Annotated in this window: 16 protein-coding genes and 1 tRNA gene; 9 read left to right on the forward strand and 8 right to left on the reverse strand. The window is 45.8% G+C overall.

Going from position 1 to position 18,591, the window contains the following annotated elements; translation table 11 throughout:
- Window positions 1-163 precede the first annotated feature (163 nt).
- Window positions 164-781 carry a hypothetical protein gene (locus QUB63_RS05540; RefSeq protein WP_332943809.1) on the reverse strand — a complete coding sequence of 206 codons (618 nt, stop codon included), beginning with the start codon at window positions 779-781 and terminating at the stop codon, window positions 164-166.
- A 39-nt stretch (window positions 782-820) separates the two neighbouring features.
- Window positions 821-1,426, reverse strand: coding sequence for a Uma2 family endonuclease (locus QUB63_RS05545; RefSeq protein WP_332943810.1), 606 nt, complete (start codon window positions 1,424-1,426; stop codon window positions 821-823).
- Window positions 1,427-1,590: 164 nt separating this feature from the next.
- Between QUB63_RS05545 and QUB63_RS05550 the strand changes: the two genes are divergently transcribed.
- Window positions 1,591-2,139, forward strand: coding sequence for a Uma2 family endonuclease (locus QUB63_RS05550; RefSeq protein ID WP_332943811.1), 549 nt, complete (start codon window positions 1,591-1,593; stop codon window positions 2,137-2,139).
- Between the two features lie 80 nt (window positions 2,140-2,219).
- Here QUB63_RS05550 and QUB63_RS05555 read toward each other — a convergent pair whose 3' ends face one another.
- Complete coding sequence (locus tag QUB63_RS05555; protein WP_332943812.1) at window positions 2,220-2,891, reverse strand: class I SAM-dependent methyltransferase; 672 nt, start codon at window positions 2,889-2,891, stop codon at window positions 2,220-2,222.
- A 49-nt stretch (window positions 2,892-2,940) separates the two neighbouring features.
- Between QUB63_RS05555 and rfbC the strand changes: the two genes are divergently transcribed.
- From rfbC to QUB63_RS05575, 4 genes are all read left to right on the forward strand, one after another.
- The gene (rfbC, locus tag QUB63_RS05560; protein ID WP_332943813.1) at window positions 2,941-3,486 is read left to right on the forward strand and encodes a dTDP-4-dehydrorhamnose 3,5-epimerase; all 546 of its coding nucleotides are present in this window, start codon (window positions 2,941-2,943) and stop codon (window positions 3,484-3,486) included.
- A 2-nt stretch (window positions 3,487-3,488) separates the two neighbouring features.
- Window positions 3,489-4,361 (forward strand): dTDP-4-dehydrorhamnose reductase, encoded by an 873-nt coding sequence (rfbD, locus tag QUB63_RS05565; RefSeq protein WP_332943814.1) that lies wholly within the window; start codon window positions 3,489-3,491, stop codon window positions 4,359-4,361.
- A 245-nt stretch (window positions 4,362-4,606) separates the two neighbouring features.
- Window positions 4,607-6,394: a hypothetical protein gene (locus QUB63_RS05570; protein ID WP_332943815.1), complete on the forward strand. Its 1,788-nt coding sequence runs from the start codon at window positions 4,607-4,609 to the stop codon at window positions 6,392-6,394.
- A gap of 17 nt (window positions 6,395-6,411) precedes the next feature.
- Window positions 6,412-7,386 (forward strand): glycosyltransferase family 2 protein, encoded by a 975-nt coding sequence (locus QUB63_RS05575; protein WP_332943816.1) that lies wholly within the window; start codon window positions 6,412-6,414, stop codon window positions 7,384-7,386.
- A gap of 103 nt (window positions 7,387-7,489) precedes the next feature.
- Here QUB63_RS05575 and QUB63_RS05580 read toward each other — a convergent pair whose 3' ends face one another.
- The 5 genes from QUB63_RS05580 to smc all read right to left on the reverse strand — a co-directional run bounded on the left by QUB63_RS05580 (window position 7,490) and on the right by smc (window position 15,498).
- The gene (locus QUB63_RS05580; RefSeq protein ID WP_332943817.1) at window positions 7,490-9,349 is read right to left on the reverse strand and encodes a DUF6798 domain-containing protein; all 1,860 of its coding nucleotides are present in this window, start codon (window positions 9,347-9,349) and stop codon (window positions 7,490-7,492) included.
- Window positions 9,350-9,586: 237 nt separating this feature from the next.
- Window positions 9,587-9,934, reverse strand: a complete 348-nt coding sequence (locus QUB63_RS05585) for a DUF5615 family PIN-like protein (RefSeq protein WP_332943818.1) — start codon at window positions 9,932-9,934, stop codon at window positions 9,587-9,589.
- Complete coding sequence (locus tag QUB63_RS05590) at window positions 9,931-10,248, reverse strand: DUF433 domain-containing protein (protein ID WP_332943819.1); 318 nt, start codon at window positions 10,246-10,248, stop codon at window positions 9,931-9,933. Before QUB63_RS05590 ends, QUB63_RS05585 begins: the two co-directional genes overlap by 4 nt.
- A gap of 220 nt (window positions 10,249-10,468) precedes the next feature.
- The gene (locus QUB63_RS05595; RefSeq protein ID WP_332943820.1) at window positions 10,469-11,482 is read right to left on the reverse strand and encodes a PRC-barrel domain-containing protein; all 1,014 of its coding nucleotides are present in this window, start codon (window positions 11,480-11,482) and stop codon (window positions 10,469-10,471) included.
- A 206-nt stretch (window positions 11,483-11,688) separates the two neighbouring features.
- Window positions 11,689-15,498 carry a chromosome segregation protein SMC gene (gene smc, locus QUB63_RS05600; protein ID WP_332943821.1) on the reverse strand — a complete coding sequence of 1,270 codons (3,810 nt, stop codon included), beginning with the start codon at window positions 15,496-15,498 and terminating at the stop codon, window positions 11,689-11,691.
- 216 nt (window positions 15,499-15,714) lie between these two features.
- Here smc and QUB63_RS05605 point away from each other — a divergent pair, with 216 nt between their 5' ends.
- The 4 genes from QUB63_RS05605 to QUB63_RS05620 all read left to right on the forward strand — a co-directional run bounded on the left by QUB63_RS05605 (window position 15,715) and on the right by QUB63_RS05620 (window position 18,439).
- Window positions 15,715-15,843 carry a hypothetical protein gene (locus tag QUB63_RS05605; RefSeq protein ID WP_332943822.1) on the forward strand — a complete coding sequence of 43 codons (129 nt, stop codon included), beginning with the start codon at window positions 15,715-15,717 and terminating at the stop codon, window positions 15,841-15,843.
- 43 nt (window positions 15,844-15,886) lie between these two features.
- Entirely contained in the window at window positions 15,887-17,278 is a 1,392-nt protein-coding gene (gene murA / locus QUB63_RS05610; RefSeq protein WP_332943823.1) for a UDP-N-acetylglucosamine 1-carboxyvinyltransferase, read from the forward strand.
- Between the two features lie 231 nt (window positions 17,279-17,509).
- Window positions 17,510-18,379, forward strand: coding sequence for a M48 family metallopeptidase (locus QUB63_RS05615; RefSeq protein ID WP_332943824.1), 870 nt, complete (start codon window positions 17,510-17,512; stop codon window positions 18,377-18,379).
- Window positions 18,358-18,439: transfer RNA gene (locus tag QUB63_RS05620), tRNA-Leu, on the forward strand. The genes QUB63_RS05615 and QUB63_RS05620 overlap by 22 nt, the downstream gene beginning before the upstream one ends.
- Window positions 18,440-18,591 lie beyond the last annotated feature (152 nt).

Consider the following 18,591-nt stretch of genomic DNA (forward strand, 5'->3'; position numbering starts at 1 on the left):
TCACCGTACATTTTTATTGTTGGTGGGCGGGGCGGGTTTAATAGATTGATGGTTTTCATTAGAGATATCGGCGAACCCGCCCCTACAAAAATTACGGTTAATCTACCGGATATTATATTAGATTAGATTTGGGCGATCGGGCTTAATATTGCGGGCGCTCGACCTAAATTTCCACACCCTCTAAAATTCCCACCATTATCTTAATTAAATCTTCTAAATCGTCAGGCACTCTAAACAAATTGACATCTTGAAAAATTGTCTGCCGACTTCGATCTAACTTGCCAAATCGCCAAACATCCCCCATTGTCACCGCACCGTAAAGTATATTTTGTTCTTCAACGTGCGACATCGCAATTAATTCTACAGCAAGTTGAGTAAATCCTCTAGTCATATCGTCGTTTTTGGCTTCAATAACTAGCAACTCTCGATCGGATTGCACGAGATAATCTAAACTTCCCTTTAACCAGCTATTAACGTTGAGAGTATATTCAAATCTGAGTTGACATTGGCAGTATCGAACGATGTCCAGCAAAACAGGCGCTACTAAAGATTCTCTTCTAGCTGTTTCGCTGCTGAGGCTCAGAAAAGGCAAAGTTGTTCTAATTCTTTGTTTGAGAGATGCTATTTCTTCTAGTTCTCTAAGCGTATGTGGCAAAGATAACTCAGCTTTCACTAGCGAGCAATCAAATTCTGCTAAAATTTCGTCGGTTTCGTAAGGCAATTCAAAGTACGAACGAAAGCTATATTCTCGACCTTCTTGTAAAATCTTTCGCTTGACCATGATGTTTTAACTCGCAGTATATATTTGTGCGATCGCCCTTTATCCCCAAACTTCCGCCAAATCCAAGACAAACCCCGGCAAAACATCTTCACCGGACAAACTTGCAGGATTGTCCAGCACTTCCACTTCCTGATTTGGCCGATAAATCTCCACCTTTCGGTTTTTCCGATCTATCAACCAACCTAAACGCACTTGGTTTTCCATATATTCTTTCATTTTATCTCGCAGCGGCTGCATTCTGTCACTTTTAGAACGTAGTTCTACCACGAAATCAGGAGCAATAGGAGCAAAACCTTCTCTTTGTTCTGGGGTGAGTGTATCCCACCTTTCTTGACGCACCCAAGACGCATCAGGAGAGCGATCTGCCCCATTTGGCAGATGAAAACCACTAGAAGAATCAAACGTTTTACCCAGTCTAGTCTGGCGGTTCCACAACCATAGCTGTCCGTTTAGATCCGAGTTTCTGTTTCCTGTCTCACTTCCGGTTGGTGGATTCACTATTAATTCTCCTGTTACTGTGCGTTCTAATTGTAACTCCCGATTTGCGATCGCCAATTCGATGAACTGTTCGCGGGTAACGGTGAGTGTGAGTGTTGGCGGAATATTGATTGCAAGGGCGGCCGATGATTGAGTTTGTGTCATCATTTTTGTCCTCAAACTGATCCTTTTATAGCAGATTCATCTTAATTGCCCAAAGCCGGAAATGCTTGATGCTTCGTTACTTTTATGATAACACTTGGAAGTGACAGGTATAAAGGGCGATCGCATCTGATATCATAGAAAAAAGTTCCACACGCAGAACCCAAAAAATGGTAACTTCTACAGTTGTCGCCCCGGCATCGAAAACCTACTCTTTAGAAGCATGGATGGAAAGTCCACCGGATCTCCTAGAGTGGGTTGATGGCGAATTATTGGAGAAAAATGGCATGACTCTCAAGCATAGCCAGGTACAAGGAAATCTTTACTTTTATTGGAGAAACTACAAAGACTCCAGCGGACAAGGAGGACAAGTTTATATCGACGTTCCCTGCCGTACCAATAAGCAGGGACGCTATCCTGATGTTGCCTACCTTCCCCCGGAATTAGCAGCACAATTTGGCAATCTGAAAGTCCTGCCACAAAGTTTTCCTTTATGTGCTGAAATTGTTTCGCCAACAGATTTAGCGGAAGATGTAATCGCTAAAGCTACAGAATATTTAGAATCGGGAAGTGAGGAAGTTTGGCTGGTGTATCCAGAAAGCCAATGGATTATTGTAGTAACAAAACAAACGAGAATCATCTTTAGTGCTGGGGAAGTTGTTAGCACTCAAATTGTTTTACCGGGTTTTAGCATTCCAGTAGATGAATTATTAAAATGAGCTTTATTCTTCAGCCTGCGAAGGCCGACGAAAGTTTGTGTAGACCTGGTTTCAACCGCCGACTCTCATCGACATCGTTTCTAACTATTCTTCGATGCCTTAACAAACATTTGCCCGCCCAAAAACCGCCACAAAAAAGGCAATTTCAAGTAAACCTTTAACAGCAACGGCGAGGCCGGTCGGCCTTTCGTCGAAAACGGTAAAAATCTCGGGATCGTTACGTCAAGTTCAAACCCGACAGTTTGTAAAAGCTCTTGCAGCGATAAATGTGTAATCGGTAATTGATGGTCGATAAAATCGTAGTATTCCTTGTAAGAGTATTTAAAATTAGGCTGAATAACCAAAAGTGAGCCGCTAGGCTTGAGGGCATCAAAGCAAAACGAGATAATTTCTACAAGTTCTTCTTTATTGCGGAGGTGTTCAAAAAAATTAGAGATAAAAATGCGATCGAACTGTTCGGTGAAAGATGTGTGACTCCCCAAATTAAGCACATCAATATTCAGCACCTTGACATCAGCATTAGCAAATAACTTTGAATCGGGATTCAGGTCAATCAAACATTTTTCTTCGGCCCTAATTTGATTGATAAACTCGCAGTAGCCGCCGCCAATATCTAAAACCGCTGATTCGGGAGGAACATAATCTTGTAAAAATTCGTCAATTAAAACTTTCCAGAGAGCAACCTTGGCTTGCATTTGTCGGGAATCAAATCGATTGGCGTACAATTTTTTGAGATATGTGTCAGTTTTCATAGTAAAATAGCCTAGACTGAGTATGAGTCTATCACTGTCACAGCAAACTATGAACGTTATATCTACCGAAATACCGGAAGTTTTGATAATTGAGCCGAAAATTTTCGGAGACGATCGCGGTTTCTTTTTTGAGAGTTTCAATCACCAAGCTTTTGTCGAAAAAACAGGCGTGACGGCAGATTTTGTTCAAGACAATCATTCCAAGTCGTCTCAAAATGTGTTGCGCGGTTTGCACTACCAAATGCAGCAGCCTCAAGGCAAATTGCTGCGGGTAGTTGCTGGCGAAATATTTGACGTAGCGGTGGATATTCGACAAAGTTCGCCGACTTTTGGGCAGTGGGTGGGATGTTTGCTGAGTGCAGAAAATAAGCGGCAATTTTGGGTGCCGGCGGGATTTGCTCACGGTTTTTTAGTAGTATCAGAGATTGCTGAAGTTTTGTACAAAACTACAGACTACTATGCACCGGCACACGAGCGGTGTATCCTGTGGAATGACCCCGATTTGGCGATCGACTGGCCGCTGGATGGTGCCCAACCAATCTTATCAGCTAAAGACCAAGCCGGACAAACGTTGAAAACAGCTCAACTTTTTTGATAATGAAAATTTTACTCGCAGGCGGCAGCGGACAGCTAGCTCAAGAATTGCAGCCGATTTTATTATCTTCGGGAGAGGTTATTGCGGTCGATCGCACTCGCGTCGATTTATCCCAACCCGAAAGCATCCGTCAAGCAATGGCTGAAATTCAACCGGATTTAGTCGTGAATGCCGCTGCTTACACTGCGGTAGACAAAGCAGAAAGCGAACCGGAATTAGCAAACGCAGTCAACGGCATTGCACCCGGAATCCTTGCAGAAGAATGCGAAAAACAGGGAGCAAGTTTAATTCACTTTTCCACTGATTATGTATTTGACGGCAGCAGCGGTTCTGCTTATCTGGAAACAGATGCTACGAACCCGCTGGGAACTTACGGAAAGTCAAAATTAGCAGGCGAAGAAGCAATTCGGAAAGCGGGAAATCGGCACATTATTATTAGAACCGCGTGGGTTTACGGCAACGGCGGCAAAGGTAATTTTGTGAAAACTATGCTGAGGTTGGGAAAGGAAAGGGAAGAAATTCGGGTAGTAGCAGATCAGATCGGAAGTCCTACTTGGACGGGCGATTTAGGTGCCGCAATTTCGCAGATAATTCCTCAACTTCAACCGGAAAATTTCGGGACTTACCAGTATACTAACAGCGGTGTGTGTAGTTGGTACGATTTTGCGATCGCCATTTTTGAGGAAGCAGAAAAACTCGGCTTTCCCCTAAAAATTAAGCGTGTAATTCCCATCACCACCGCCGAATATCCAACACCCGCAAAACGTCCCGCTTTTTCTGTCCTCTCAACCACAAAAATATCAGCACTTCTGGGAACCTATCCTCCCCACTGGCGGCAAGGGCTCAGACAAATGCTGGCAAAAGAAATGAAGTGAAAACTTGAGTAAACCTCAAAACGCGAGGGCGGGTTTTGTTTGGGAATTATCTGTTATAAGCTATACAGCATTTAGTTTGTACCTTTGGGGCGCTGTTTATCCCCCGGAGATCCCCCTCGCATCCCCCTGATTGTTGGGGGGCTTTGAAAGCTTTCTTGTTCCCCCTTTAAGAAGGGGGGTTAGGGGGATCGAGCTTAACTGAACTGTATTGGGCTAAACCCGCCCGATTAATTCAAAATATCCCCATGTCTGAATCAATGAAAGTCAAGCAACAATATATTTTAATTGCCGCATCAGTTATCGGCATTCTCATACCAGCCTCATATATTTTGTACTTGATATCGCAAGCCGGAGACTTGTCTAATTTTGATTATTGGTGGATGACTTGGAATTTTTATTCAGTAGACGGTTTCTCTACAAATCCTTTTAATTGGATCTTTCGGGCGAACGAGCATTTTGTCTTCATTCCCGCAATCATCTATGCCTTAAACATCGTTGTCACCCAAGGCTCAAATATTGGTTTGTGCTTAGTGGCTTGGTTTTTGGCTTGGATTCAGTGTCACGTATTAATTGCTTTGCTGCCGTTAAATTTAAGAGGTTTTCCGCTACAATTTATCTCAGTCATCCTGTGTATTTCTCTTTTTAATTTTACTCCAGCAGCGGCGCATAACTGGATGCGGGGATTCAGCGGCGTTCACTGGATTATTGCTAATTTGTTTGTAATTTGTTCGATATTTTGTTTGCAATCTTATGTGACTGTGTTGTTAGATAAGAGGGAGGCGGAGCCTCGGGATATTCATTCCCAGGCAGAGCCGGGGAACGAGGGATGGACACACAATAAGTGGGTTATTGGTAGTATTGTTTTTGGCATTTTAGGCTGTATTAGTTACAGCACTCCTTTGGCTTTGTGGCCGATATTGTGTGCGGCGGCGGTTGTGCTGCGGTTTCCTCGGCGTATAACTTATTTGTATTTGGCTGCTTCGATTGCGGTGATTGGGATTTATTTTTTAACTTATAAAACTCCGTCCAATCATCCTTCTTTAACTAAAATCAATCCGCTGAAAACTCTCGAATATATTCCCATTTATCTCGGTGGAATATTTAGCGAAAATGTGATTGTTGCTTCAATATTTGGGATAATTGGTTTGATAGCTGTAACGGGTTTTGTGGGTTATTGGCTATTTGTAAAAAAGGTCGATCGCCCAAATTGGCTGCCTTGGCTGTCTATCCAATTGTACACGCTGCAAACGGCTTTAATGGCCGCAGTTAGCCGATCGGGATTTGGAGTCGAACAGGCCACCGCTTCCCGCTACGCCACACTCCCAGCCTTGTTTTGGATGAGTACAATCGTCCTCACAGTGCTTGCTGTGCGCGAGTTGCAGCCCACACCGAGAATCCAAGGACGATGGCTGACACCGGTGTTTGCAGTCGTGACAGCGGCCGTGATTTTAATGTACGGGGTGGGTGGCGAAACTGCAATGGCGATCGCCCGCAGAGCAACCTATCAACCGCTAGTAGCACTCTCACTGCAATTAGGAATCACCGACATCACCCTAATTAAAGACAGAGTAGGCAATAAACCTGCCGCATTTGTCGGGTTAATCGATGCCTTAAAAACTAACAACTTAGTGCCCTTCAATCGAGACATCAAAAAACACAATTTCTGTGCAACATTAGACACAAAAATAGAGCCAAATTTACTCTCAGCACCCAAAGACGGAGTACCCGGATACTTTGATACAGTAACTAAACTCGCACCCAAAGCAGCCAGAGTAATTGGCTGGGTAGGAGACCCCGAAAATAATGTAAAATGTATTGCCATTCTCAACCAAGAAAATGTAGTGCGAGGTTTCGCTATGTCAGGATTTCCCCGCCCCGACTTAGTTAACTTGTTTGGGCCCGCCTACGAATCCGCAGCTTGGAGAGGATACATTCAAACACCGCCAACAGATAAATTATTGACAGCCTATGCCTCATTTACAAACCGCGAAGGTTGGGTAGCTTTGCGAAACTCCCAAGCAATCAATCAATAAAAATTAAAAAATTAGCTATGCCAAAAGACCTCAGTTTCGTAATTCCCGTTCACAACGAAGAAGCAACGCTCAAAATGCTGTTTGAAAAAATCAAAATTGTCATGTCCCAAACAGGAATAGACAATTACGAAGTCATTTTCATAGACGACGGCAGCCGCGATACTTCTTGGCGAGAAATTGCAGATTTAGCCAGCCAATATCCCAAACTAATTAAAGCCCTTAAAATGCGCCGCAACTTTGGCAAATCCGCCGCACTTTCAGCAGGATTTCGCAATGCAGCAGGGAAAATTATCTTTACTCTCGATGCCGATTTGCAGGATGACCCCGCCGAAATTCCCAAATTCTTACATCATTTAGAATCTGGATTTGATTTAGTTTCCGGTTGGCGAAAAAAGCGCAACGACCCGCTTTCTAAAACTTTACCTTCCCGGCTGTTTAATGCCGTTGCGTGTTTGCTGACAGGGGTGGAAATGCACGATATGAATTGCGGTTTTAAAGCTTATCGCCGGGAAGTTTTAGAGTCAATTAAATTGTACGGGGAATTGCACCGCTACATTCCAGCTTTAGCCAATAATTTAGGTTTTAAAATTGGCGAAGTAGTTGTCGAACACCATCCGCGAAAGCACGGCAAATCGAATTATGGCTGGGAACGCTACGCGCGGGGTTTTATTGATTTGTTGACGGTGTTAGCCACGACGCAGTATTTGCACAAACCGGGTCATTTGTTTGGAGGATTGGGGTTGTGTTTTGGCTTGGTTGGGACTGTTTCGCTGAGTTATTTGATTGTGATTTGGTTTCTGAATTTGGCGGGGATGAATTTTGGGCCTATCGGGAATCGACCTTTGTTATTTTTTGGGATTTTGTGTACAATTCTGTCGGTACAGTTGATTTCTTTGGGAATTTTAGCTGAGTTGATTGCGCGGAATGTGGCTGCTGATTATGTGGACAAGCAGATTTGCGAAATTATTGATGATTCGGGTTTTGATATTTAACTTTTGATATATAATCGATGCTTGTAGTGAGGACTTTAGTCCTCTGATTTTGAAGAAGGACTTCAGTCCTCACTACGAACCTGAAGAAGGACTGAAGTCCTTACTACGAACCTGTTTTATTTGTGATTTTAAAGATTATCCATTTGCCTTCTTTATCTACTATTTCTCCGTCAATCTTTGGATGCCAATCGCTGCGAGTCAGGATATAATCGGCATGATATTTTCTGGCTACTTTGACTAAATCTGCACTGCTGCGGCGGCTGAATAAGTCGTTCCCTCCCCAAATCATTTGCGGGTTTAAGGGAATTCCCAAAACAGCTTCCATGCGATTTTGCCACTCTTTGATTCCTTTTTCTGTCAAGGGAAAGTTCTTGAAATTAACTACTATAGATCTCTGAGATAAAAACTGGAAGCTGGTAACTGAAGGTGGAATTAATACCAGTGCATCTTGACCGCTAATTTGCGAAAAGCGTAAAGCTAATCTGTTTAACTCGTCGCTGGGAACTACATTAATATTAACTCTTCTTTGAAATATTTCTAACATTGGTTGGGGTAAAATTTCGGCCACCCCACAAACTAAGATGACGCTAGATGCTAAAGCTAAACAAAGGGTGGCAATGTGTTTGATTGGTGCAGCAATAGATGTTTTTTCTAAAATGAAAGGCAAGGCAAGAATTGAGAATAGGATAGGTATGCTCATTATGCGATCGCCCATTATTTCCCATGAATTAGTCAGCGGATAGATTAAGCTGAAAGTTAGTGTTGTTACTGTTAAAATCCACGGCAAAATATTGTACCGTCTGGGAAGTGTATATTTTGTAGTTTTCCCAATTAATAAAAGTACGGATAATCCTAAAAATGCTATACCTCGCTCAGGTAAAGTTAGGATAATTAGCAGCAGCAAACTAACAGCTATTTGTTGTTGTTTGTAAAGTCGCTCGACTAGCAAACTGACAGCAATAAATATAATTATTTGAGCAAATGGTACGGTTCTAGCCAACTGTAATTTGGCAATCAAAGCCATCGGGTAAACTTCGACAAATATGTAATTTAGCAGCAGCGCAAAAATTGAGGTGCTAATAATTACATAAAATTTAATTTGGTCTTCTTGACGCAGTGAATCGGTATTTTGGATGCACAGTAAGCCACCAATGATGAAACATATAAAGTTGAACCAACTCCAAATATTCCAATTTGACGGGAGGATGTGATGAGGATTGCGTATTTGTGCGTGAATGTATACAAACTCGGCATTGTCAATAGTTTGAGTGCCGGTAGTACCTGTCAGTAACATTGGCAAATAAACGATACTTGCCATTGCTGCTAAAAGTGCGATCGCCAAAATTAATGTTTTGAACTTCCGCTGTCTTACTGATTCCATCGCTAAAACCGGAACCATCATCAATCCCGGCAACAAACCGACTAAAAATTGCAGCAAACAAGCCAGTCCAAAAAAGAAATATCCTGTCAGCCATTTCTGACGCAAACTAAAGTAAATTCCCCAGATGGCGACACCCATTGCGAAGGTACTCGGTACTGATTTTGTAGAAAATATCAGCGTGTTGCCCACATCTGTAAATGAAGCAGCTAAACACAAGAAAGTCATTGCTGCTACTGGCAGTTGTGAATTAGTATATATTCTGATAATTTCCCGACAAGCTAGGATAACTGAACCAAATGCTAGGAATTGATAAATAAAATGTACTAAGGGGATGCTTAACCCTAAGTTTGCTAACAAATAAATGATATGATAATAATAGTATCTTGGATTGAATTTAACCATTTCCTGAACGTGATAGTCATTTTTGTATAGTTCAGGATTGAGCAGGGATTGGATTTGTGGCAATTCGGGAAAGTTGCCTCCAATCGGGAACTTATAGCCTACTGCTATGAATGAACCGATGATGATAACAGTATAGAGAGATAGGTTAAAATACCTGTTGGATTTTTCAGTTTTCTGCATTGACGGTTCAATTTTTTAGAGCTGATATTAAATATATTTGTGAAGGGGCTTTTTTATGAACCGCAGAGGCGCAGAGGGCTCAGAGGAGGAAAAAAGAGCGAAAGCAGGAGCGAATTTATATCTATAATTTTTGTAAGACGGCTTAACGAGTTAATAAGTCTGCCTCGTCTACCATATTGCAAATCAAATCACTGGATATGATATCACGGACTGGGGATATCGCTATTTCTGGTGTTGCTACAAAGGCAGGTACTGAACGCAGTTAGCTAAATCTTCAGGTTCGTTAACCTTAGCAATGATTTCCAAGTCACGAATGCAATCACCAACAGTTACACTTTTTTGCTGAGCGTAGATGACGCCAGCAAAATTTATTCCTTCTTGCTGGCGGCGGTTTGCTATGGCTAAAAAATCCTCATCTTGGGTAAAAACAACGCGCTGAAGCTCGGCAGCGCGATCGAGTATAATAGGGTCGGGCATACCTGTTCTACCGTCGTCTTGAACCGTCAGAACATCTACATCCCGAAACTGCAACCCCACCGTAATTGCCAAGTGGATATGTTCGTCCATATATAGCGCTATGCTCATTTAATTAGTCCTTGGGCACGCAGTTTCTTAGCCAAAGCAGATTCGCCAGCCTCTAAGCGCAACTTTTCGGCATACTCAAACCTGCGCTGCATATCTGCGTCAAGCTCTTGTTTGTGATCCCAATAATAAGCAAAGGCAGAATGAATTTGGCTCATTGTCAAATACCGGTGATTTAGGTGCAACTCGGCTGGACTCCACCCGTAAGCGATATGAGCTTGTACTAATTCAATTACTTTCATTGTGGTTCCGGCGATGATAGGAACATTCTTGTCATCTAATTCCACATATTTGTATTCGGTTGCTGTTAGCGGCATAATTTACCTCGTTAATGAATGCAATTTAATTATACTCAAATGACTTTAGTCCTTTGAGATGAGGACTAAAATCCGAACGATCAAACACGCGCTCGTGAAGAGGCATCAAGTGCACATCACATAATATCAAAACAAAACCCGCTTTTGCGGGTTCTCTAACAGTCCCTCTCAGCTCGGACTTCCTCTGTGAAGCCACCGGTTTCAACCAGTGGATTAATTTCTAATAACCAGGCTCTTCCTCGTATTCAGGAGTCTTAGTCTTCTCTGGGATATTCACGCGAGGAGCCTGGTAAGGCTTCGGCGCCTCATCGTCAGCCCAAGCATCCGCCTCCACATCATCCTCGTACTCGTACTCCACCACGACAGGCTCCTTAGGGCGAGCAACCTGAGGGCTGTACTGCTTCTCTTCGTACTCCTCCTCGTAATCGTCCTCGCCGCCCCAATTATCCTCTTCGTAATCATCATAATCGTCGATCGGCTCCGGCTGCGGCACCGCGCGCATCTGCTGCTGTCGCACCGGCGACCTGTTCCACTGCGAATCCTCATCCCAAGGAACTTCCTCAACCACAGGCGCCGCTACCTTGCTGCGCATTTCCGGTGCAGGTATCCGCACGCCCGGGCCCAATTGATATTCCGTAGCCACCGGTTTCGGATAATAGCCTTGCTCGTCCTCTTCCCGTTCCCAAGGTGCTTGGCCCAAACCGACGCGCTCGAGCAAACCCACGCTAAGCTGCCTCAGCCTTTCTTCGGAACCTTCAAACACAATCAAGCGGTTCGGGCCGCTGCTGACAACTTCCTCAATCCCCAACTCGTAAGTGCTCAGAACTTGGTCGGGGATTTGGGGGATTCCCAGGGAAGCGATGATGATAGAAACTAACTTACCGTCTTCGGGGTCGAACCTAAAGCCCCGCACCCTTCCCAAAAGTTCGCCGGTTTCGGTAATCACTTCGCTGTTAATCAAAATGCTGTAGACTTCAACATCAACATCATCTTCGAGCGCACTTTCATCTTCCACCAACAGCACGTCGCCGATTTCGCTGACATTGCTGAGGAACATAAACTTCGGCATTCCAGCGACCGCGAATATATTATCGCGCAGACCGATCGCCACAACCTCCCGCCGATCGATATCCACCCACAATTGACTGACTACGCCCAAGCGTTTACCTCTGTCGCGGGTGATGACCTGAGTGCCTAGAATGTCGGAGCGTTGGCAAATTTGTTCGGATGTCATTCTAACTTTAATCCTGATTTATTAAGTACATATATCACTCAACACCGTCAGTCGATTTTAGATTTTAGATTGAAGAATTTTAGATTTACTCGCAGCGCCGTGAATCTGGGAGCTTGAGCTAGGGTCTAAAATTTCGATCTTTCGACGACTTAAGTACGTGGGACGGTATCCGTTTTTGGCTGGGGTCATCAACAGAGACTCCGGGACTACAACTTAAGTCCTATGACCTGAGTATAAGCTCCCCGCGCTTGAGTAACGCCAATTGTACGCTGAGCCGATTGAATCATAGGTCGCCGCAAACTCACAACAATAAACTGGGCTTGTTCAGACTGTCGTTTTATCATTCTAGCTAATCGCTCCACATTTGCCCCATCCAAAAACATATCCACTTCATCAAAAGCATAAAACGTAGACGGGCGGTAGCGTTGCAGCGCAAAAATAAAACTCAGCGCCGTCAGCGACTTTTCGCCTCCCGACATAGAAGCCAGCCGCTGAACGGGTTTCCCCTTCGGGTGAGCGACCAAATTCAAGCCGCTGCTGAAGGGGTCTTCCTGGTCATCTAGCTGGAGATAGCCGTCGCCTTCCGAAAGTTCCGCAAAGATAGTCTGGAAGTTCTCGTTAACCGCGTCAAAAGCTTCTTTAAAAGCGCGCCGCCTGAGCGTGGTAAAATTTTCAATTCTCAACAGCAGTTCAGTGCGTTCTCCTGCCAATGTCGTCAACTTTTGACTCAATTCTTGCAGGCGTTCTTGAGTGCGGTTGTACTCGGACAAGGCTAGCATATTCACCGGTTCTAAAGCTTGAATGCGTTTGGCGATCGCCTTTACTTCCTGCTGCAACTCCGTCAAATTGGCTTTCTCGACATTTTCGGGAATCGACGGCACCGGATCGGGCATTTCCGCCCGCTGCGTTTCCATGAGAGTGCGGACGGCGGCTAATTGTTCCCGGCGTTCTTGCTGAGTTTCGTGCAGTTTTTGCAACTGCCACTGTAACTGCTGTTTGGCCAAATGCTGCTCTCGCAGTTGAGATTCCGCGCGATCGCGCGAGCCCTTTTCCACGCCCAACTTTTCCTCAATTTGGGCCAAAGCAGCCGCTTCTGCTGCAATTTGCCGGTCGAGTTCCAACTGCTGCGAAACAATGCGGTTAACAGCATCAATCCCGGCATTTTGCTGAACTTGCCATTCCTGCAATTTCTCGCCACCTTCCTTAATTTTCTCCTCCAAACGCCCGAATTGATTTTGCAAGTCTCCTTGGCGCTGCTGGACGTTTCTCAGGGCCAATTCGCGCTCTTGCAGTTGCGCTTCCAGAGCGCGCAAACCCGACTGCATTTGCTGCCATTCGCTGTGACTGTTCGACTCTTCCAACTGCGCCAAAGTTTGGCGGTACTGCTGCAATTGAGTTTCTTGTGCGGGCAATTCTCTCTCCAGCAACTGCAATCTCGATCGCGAATCAGTCAATTCCTGAGTATTTTTCCTAATTTGCGATCGCACCTGTTCCTGCTGCGCCTGCAAATTCTTAATTTCCGACTCCAACTGTTCCAAGCGCAACTGATGTTCGCGCAAATTCTGCTTCGCCTCCATCAATTCTTGACTGCGAGTTTTGACAGCAACAGAAGCGCGAGCGATCGCAATTTTGCACCGTTCCAAAATCCGCTCAATTTCCTCAAGGCGTTCTTGCAGAGAAGCAATTGTCCGCGCTTCATCCGCAGCATCCACAGCATCAACCGTGCCAAAATGCAAGGTCGATCTGTTAGCAGAACTTCCCCCAGTCATCGCGCCGCTAGTTTCCAAAATTTCCCCATCCAAAGTAACAATCCGGTACTGTCCCAAATAGCGGCGGGCGTCAGTGAGGTTGCTAAACACAACCGTACTGCCAAAAACGTAAGCAAAAATCTCCTGATAGCGCGAATCGCAGTCAATCAAATTAACAGCCGCATCCACAAACCCAGCCGCGCGCCGCAAATTTTCATTCACCGAAAACCTGCCGCCTCTAATCTTATTCAAAGGCAAAAACGTCATCCTTCCCGCCCGTTTTTGCTTCAACAATTCGATCGCAGCAGCCCCCACACTGTCATTTTCCACTACCATATTACCCATGCGGCCGCCCGCCGCAATTTCCAGCGCCAACTGATAGCGCGGTTCCACCCGGCCCAGTTGAGCCACCAAGCCGCAAACTCCGCCAATTCCGCTTTGCGCAATAATTTTTGCCGTAAACGTGCCGCTGGCTTCTTGCTGGGCTTGAAACTGCACTTCTAGCTTATCTAACTTGCGCTGTCTTTCCCGCTGTTCTTCCAGCAAACGAGTTTGAGTTTCCTGTTGCAGTTGCAATTCTTGTTCGGCTTCGACTAAAATCTGATTCAGCGATTCTACTTGCAAAGCAGCAATTCCTTTGGTTTCCACAAGGCTTGATTGCTGAATTTTTTTCGCTGCTATTTCCTGTTCCAATACTTGCAGCGATTGGTTTTGTTCTTGAATTTGACTTTGCAGGCGATCGGCTCTTTCGCCAATAGTAGCTTGTTCTGTGCGCTGCGGCTCCAAAGTTTGCTGAATTGTTTCGATTTGGCGGTGGAGTTCCGTTTGCTGCTGCACCCAAGCTTCTGCTGTCGAGGCGATCGCATTTGCAACTTCCCGACTCTTATCTAAATTTTCCCGCGCTTCATCTCGCTGTTCCTGAAAAGTATCTATTTGAGACTTAACATAAGATATTTCAATCTCAATTTGCTCCAAACTTTGCCGGAATTGCCGAACTTCTTGCTCGGTTTGTGCTATGTTCGCCGCCATTTTTCCAGCAGTGGTTTCCAAATCCTGTTTGCGGTTTTGCAGTTGCCGCCGTTCCGCTTCCTGAGTGGCAATACTTGCTTGCAAAGCCAACAATTCCGACTCGCCCAAAGCTTTAACGCGAGCATTCAGCGCGTCTAATTCGGCGGTTGCTGCTTGAATTTGGGTGCTGATTGTTTGCAGTTGTTCGGTGAGAGATGCCGAAGTGCGATCGCCCGTTTCGATTTGTTCGCGCAGTTTCCATTCTTGCTTTTGCAACTGGCGGAACTTCAGGACAATTTCCCACTGCGATTTTTCTTGGAATTCCGCCCGCAATTTTTGATATTTTTCCGCTTTTGTGCGATCGTTCGCAAGTCTATCGCGCTGAGAAATCAGCTCTTTTTCGACAATGCTGCTGCGTTCTTCCACTTCCTTAACTTCATCCAGCTTTTGCCTTGCGAGAGCGATTTTGCGATCGAATTGAGCCACTCCTGCCAATTCATCAATAATTTCGCGGCGTTCCTTAGCATTCATCGAAATAATGCTAGTAACGTCTCCTTGCAAAACAACGTTATAACCTTCGGGATAAATTCGCAAGCGGTTGAGTTGTTCGTGCAGTTGAGTCAGAGTGCAAGGTGCGCCGTTAATGTAATAATTTGACGTGTAAGTTCCTTGACGAGTTACTCGCAGTTTGCGCGTCACGCTCCACTCGTCCGATTTGGGATTTGGGATTTGAGATTTTCGATTGTTAGCGAGTAGTTGTCCGTTGTTATTTTGAGTTGTGGCGATTTCTATTTCTTCGACTTCTTCAACAGATAAGTCTTCCGATTTTGGATTTGGGATTTGAGATTTTTGATTGGATGATTGTCCGTTGTTGTCTTCAGTTTCTGTAATTTCGATTGCTTCTACGTCTTCTGCTTCAACAGACAAATCATCCGCGGCCTTTTCTTCCTCATCCTCATCCTCATCTTCATCCTGGGCGAACCATTCATCGCCCACATCTTCCAGCGCAAAGGTAGCCGTGACGCTAGCTTCGATCGTACCGCGCTTGTTTTGGGCGCTGTTCACCAAGTCCGGCAAACGTTCAGCCCGCATTCCCTTAGAAGTCGAAAGTCCGAGACAAAACAGCAAAGCGTCGAGGATGTTGGACTTCCCAGAACCGTTGGGCCCGGAAACCACAGTAAAACCGGGCAGCACCGGAATGGACGTTGTGCCGCCAAAAGATTTAAAGTTAGTTAGTTCGATCCGCTTAATGTGAACCATTTGCTACGACTAACTTTGGCTCTAGGGTGTTGTCACAGGGTAGCACAGGCATTGGGGCGATCGACAACGTGTTAACTTTTCGGCATTGTCGATCGAACAGATATATTACACCTTTGTCAAGAGTAAAGTCGGCCTACACTTAAAAAGCTTGTTGACAATCGCGCAGCATCTGGGCCCCGACCGGCAGCCCGAAACAAACAGTAAAATTTGATACAGATGATTAAGTTAGACTACATTGGCATTATTTATGCGATCGTAGCTGAAATCCTCACCCTGAAACAATTTGGCAAAAACCAGGCCAAAAATATTAACATTCCCCCTAGACATATAAAAACTTTCCGGTAAAATCGAAACCAAAATTAATAATGTATAAAGTAACGAAGCGAATATGGAGGCCAAACCGATTACACCAACTCAGAACTCATCTAACCTGTCAGCTTCACCCGAAAGCGAGCCACAAGTATTGCAAATTTGGGGTCGCCAGCCCCTTCAAGGACAGGTCAAAATCAGCGGCGCCAAAAACTCGGCCTTAGTCGTCATGGCAGGATCTCTATTATGCCGAGACGATTGCCACATCCGCAACGTTCCCGCTCTAGTCGATGTCGCCCGCATGGGGCAAATTCTCTCGGCTGTAGGAGTCAAAATACAGCAGAACGGCGACGTTTTAGATATGAACGCCCGCAACCTCACAGACGCTCAAGCCCCCTACGAATTAGTCAGCCAACTGCGGGCGAGCTTCTTCATCATCGGGCCGCTGCTAGCGCGTTTGGGATTTGCCAAAGTGCCATTACCCGGTGGGTGCGCCATCGGTGCCCGGCCCGTTGAACTCCACGTTCGCGGCCTGCAAGCCCTCGGCGCCGAAGTCCACATCGACCACGGTACAGTTCACGCTTACGTCAAAGGGCCGAACCGCCGCCTGCAAGGAGCCAAAATTTATTTGGACTACCCCAGCGTCGGCGCCACTGAAACTTTGATGATGGCGGCGACTCTGGCCGAAGGAGAAACCGTAATTGAAAATGCCGCTCAAGAGCCGGAAGTCGTCGATTTGGCGAATTTCTGCCGCGCTATGGGAGCGAAAATTCAAGGTGCAGGCACGAATACGATCGTCATTACGGGCGTTTCCCAACTGCACGCGGTAGACTATGCAATTATTCCCGATCGCATCGAAGCCGGAACATTTTTATTAGCAGGAGCCATCACTCACTCAGAAATCACTTTGTCGTCGGTAATTCCCGACCACCTGACCGCAGTTATTGCCAAATTGCAGACAATGGGGGCGAAAATTATCGTAGAATCCGACATTGTGCGGATAGTTCCCGGCAAAATTCACTCCGCCACAGACATCGAAACTCTGCCTTACCCCGGTTTCTCCACAGATATGCAAGCTCCGTTTATGGCTTTGCTGACGCTGAGCGAGGGAGACAGCATGATCAAAGAAACCGTATTTGAGAACCGCTTGCGCCACGTAGCAGAGCTCAACCGCATGGGCGCCGACATTCGGGTTAAAGGCAATGTCGCCGTGGTGCGCGGAGTGCCGATGCTGTCGGGCGCGCCCGTGGTAGCAACAGATTTGCGGGCTTCGGCGGCTTTGGTAATCGCGGGACTTGCAGCCGATGGTGTCACCACAATCAGCAGCTTGCAGCATTTAGACCGCGGCTACGAGCAGTTGGAGGTGAAACTCCAAAAATTGGGAGCTAAGTTGCGGCGCGTCAAAGAGGGCACAGACCCCGCTAATGCTGAGTTTCCTGTCAATCCCGCGCGATCGAGCTTAAACTGTTAAGTAGTCAGTAGTCATTAGTCATTAGTCATTAGTCATTAGTCAGCAGTCATTGATCAGTAGTCATTAGTCAGCAGTCATTGGTCAGTAGGAAGAAGAAAAAAATCAATCTTTTTTAATGACCTGTTTGACCTGTTTGACCTGTTTGACCTGTTTGACCAATCACCAATGACCAATGACCAATGCCCAATGCCCAATGCCCAATGACCAACTCCCAACTGACTAATAACTAAAATGTTGAACATACCGCTCCGAGGTTTAAAAGCAGACCAGTTTCGCCACCCGCTAGACTTGGAAGCCACCAACGCGCTCAAACAACTGCCCGGCCTGGATTTGATGGTGCGGCAGTTACTGGGACAACTTGGCGAACAGTTTTTCATGCTCGAAAATCTGGCTTCCAGCGTCCAAGTCGGCGAAAATCAACTGCCCCACCTGCATCAATTGCTGTTGGATGCCTGCAAAACTCTGGACTTAGAGGTGCCGCAGCTTTATGTCCGCCAGCATCCGATGCCGAATGCTTATACCTTTGCGATGCGCGGAAAACAGCCTTTTGTGGTGATGCACACTTCGCTGATTGATTTGCTCACAGACGAGGAAGTTAAAGCCGTAATCGCTCACGAGTTGGGTCATTTGAAGTGCGAGCACGGAGTTTACCTGACTCTGGCTAATTTAATTGTGTTGGCCGCCGGTCAAATTTCGCCTTTGGGAACCGTACTCGCCCAGGGTTTGCAGGCGCAAATGTTGGAATGGTTGCGGTGTGCCGAATTTACGTGCGATCGCGCCGCCTTGCTCGCCACCCAAGACCCAAGAGTGGTAGCATCGGTGTTGATGAAACTGGCCGGAGGTTCGCCGACTTTAGCACCGAAACTGAATGTCGATGCGTTTTTGGCCCAGGCCCGGGCCTACGACGACCTCAGCAGCACTCAACTCGGAGAAATGCTCAAACAAGCTCAGACTTCGCAGTTGTCCCATCCTGTACCAGTATTGCGGGCCCGAGAGATCGATCGCTGGGCAAGTTCAAAAGATTATGAATCTTTGCTTGCCAGAAATCGATCGGTGTGTTATGATGGTGAAACCCAAAAGGGCGGGTGGCGAAATTGGTAGACGCATCAGACTCAAAATCTGACACCGAAAGGTATGAGAGTTCGATTCTCTCCCCGCCCACTGCTAAAAAAGCTAGTGATGTCTTAATAAAGAACTGTGTGCTAGGTAGCCCAGTAGCTCCAAGTGCATATCTCATCACTTGATCTAGCCCTCTCTGGTGGCTGTGGTTGGTAGCCGAGTATTTTCCGAACTTCAGTTGAAATAACTCATGA

It is taken from the genome of Microcoleus sp. ARI1-B5 (genome assembly GCF_036705795.1).
GTDB lineage: Bacteria > Cyanobacteriota > Cyanobacteriia > Cyanobacteriales > Microcoleaceae > Microcoleus.

Excerpts from the sequence above, each read along its gene's own strand:
- QUB63_RS05580 (WP_332943817.1), bottom strand. The coding sequence starts at position 9,349 with ATGCAGAAAACTGAAAAATCCAACAGGTATTTTAACCTATCTCTCTAT.
- QUB63_RS05585 (WP_332943818.1), bottom strand. The coding sequence starts at position 9,934 with ATGAGCATAGCGCTATATATGGACGAACATATCCACTTGGCAATTACG.
- QUB63_RS05595 (WP_332943820.1), bottom strand. The coding sequence starts at position 11,482 with ATGACATCCGAACAAATTTGCCAACGCTCCGACATTCTAGGCACTCAG.
- QUB63_RS05540 (WP_332943809.1), bottom strand. The coding sequence starts at position 781 with ATGGTCAAGCGAAAGATTTTACAAGAAGGTCGAGAATATAGCTTTCGT.
- QUB63_RS05575 (WP_332943816.1), top strand. The coding sequence starts at position 6,412 with ATGCCAAAAGACCTCAGTTTCGTAATTCCCGTTCACAACGAAGAAGCA.
- smc (WP_332943821.1), bottom strand. The coding sequence starts at position 15,498 with ATGGTTCACATTAAGCGGATCGAACTAACTAACTTTAAATCTTTTGGC.
- QUB63_RS05605 (WP_332943822.1), top strand. The coding sequence starts at position 15,715 with ATGATTAAGTTAGACTACATTGGCATTATTTATGCGATCGTAGCTGAA.
- QUB63_RS05555 (WP_332943812.1), bottom strand. The coding sequence starts at position 2,891 with ATGAAAACTGACACATATCTCAAAAAATTGTACGCCAATCGATTTGAT.
- rfbC (WP_332943813.1), top strand. The coding sequence starts at position 2,941 with ATGAACGTTATATCTACCGAAATACCGGAAGTTTTGATAATTGAGCCG.
- QUB63_RS05570 (WP_332943815.1), top strand. The coding sequence starts at position 4,607 with ATGTCTGAATCAATGAAAGTCAAGCAACAATATATTTTAATTGCCGCA.
- rfbD (WP_332943814.1), top strand. The coding sequence starts at position 3,489 with ATGAAAATTTTACTCGCAGGCGGCAGCGGACAGCTAGCTCAAGAATTG.
- murA (WP_332943823.1), top strand. The coding sequence starts at position 15,887 with ATGGAGGCCAAACCGATTACACCAACTCAGAACTCATCTAACCTGTCA.
- QUB63_RS05615 (WP_332943824.1), top strand. The coding sequence starts at position 17,510 with ATGTTGAACATACCGCTCCGAGGTTTAAAAGCAGACCAGTTTCGCCAC.
- QUB63_RS05590 (WP_332943819.1), bottom strand. The coding sequence starts at position 10,248 with ATGCCGCTAACAGCAACCGAATACAAATATGTGGAATTAGATGACAAG.
- QUB63_RS05545 (WP_332943810.1), bottom strand. The coding sequence starts at position 1,426 with ATGATGACACAAACTCAATCATCGGCCGCCCTTGCAATCAATATTCCG.
- QUB63_RS05550 (WP_332943811.1), top strand. The coding sequence starts at position 1,591 with ATGGTAACTTCTACAGTTGTCGCCCCGGCATCGAAAACCTACTCTTTA.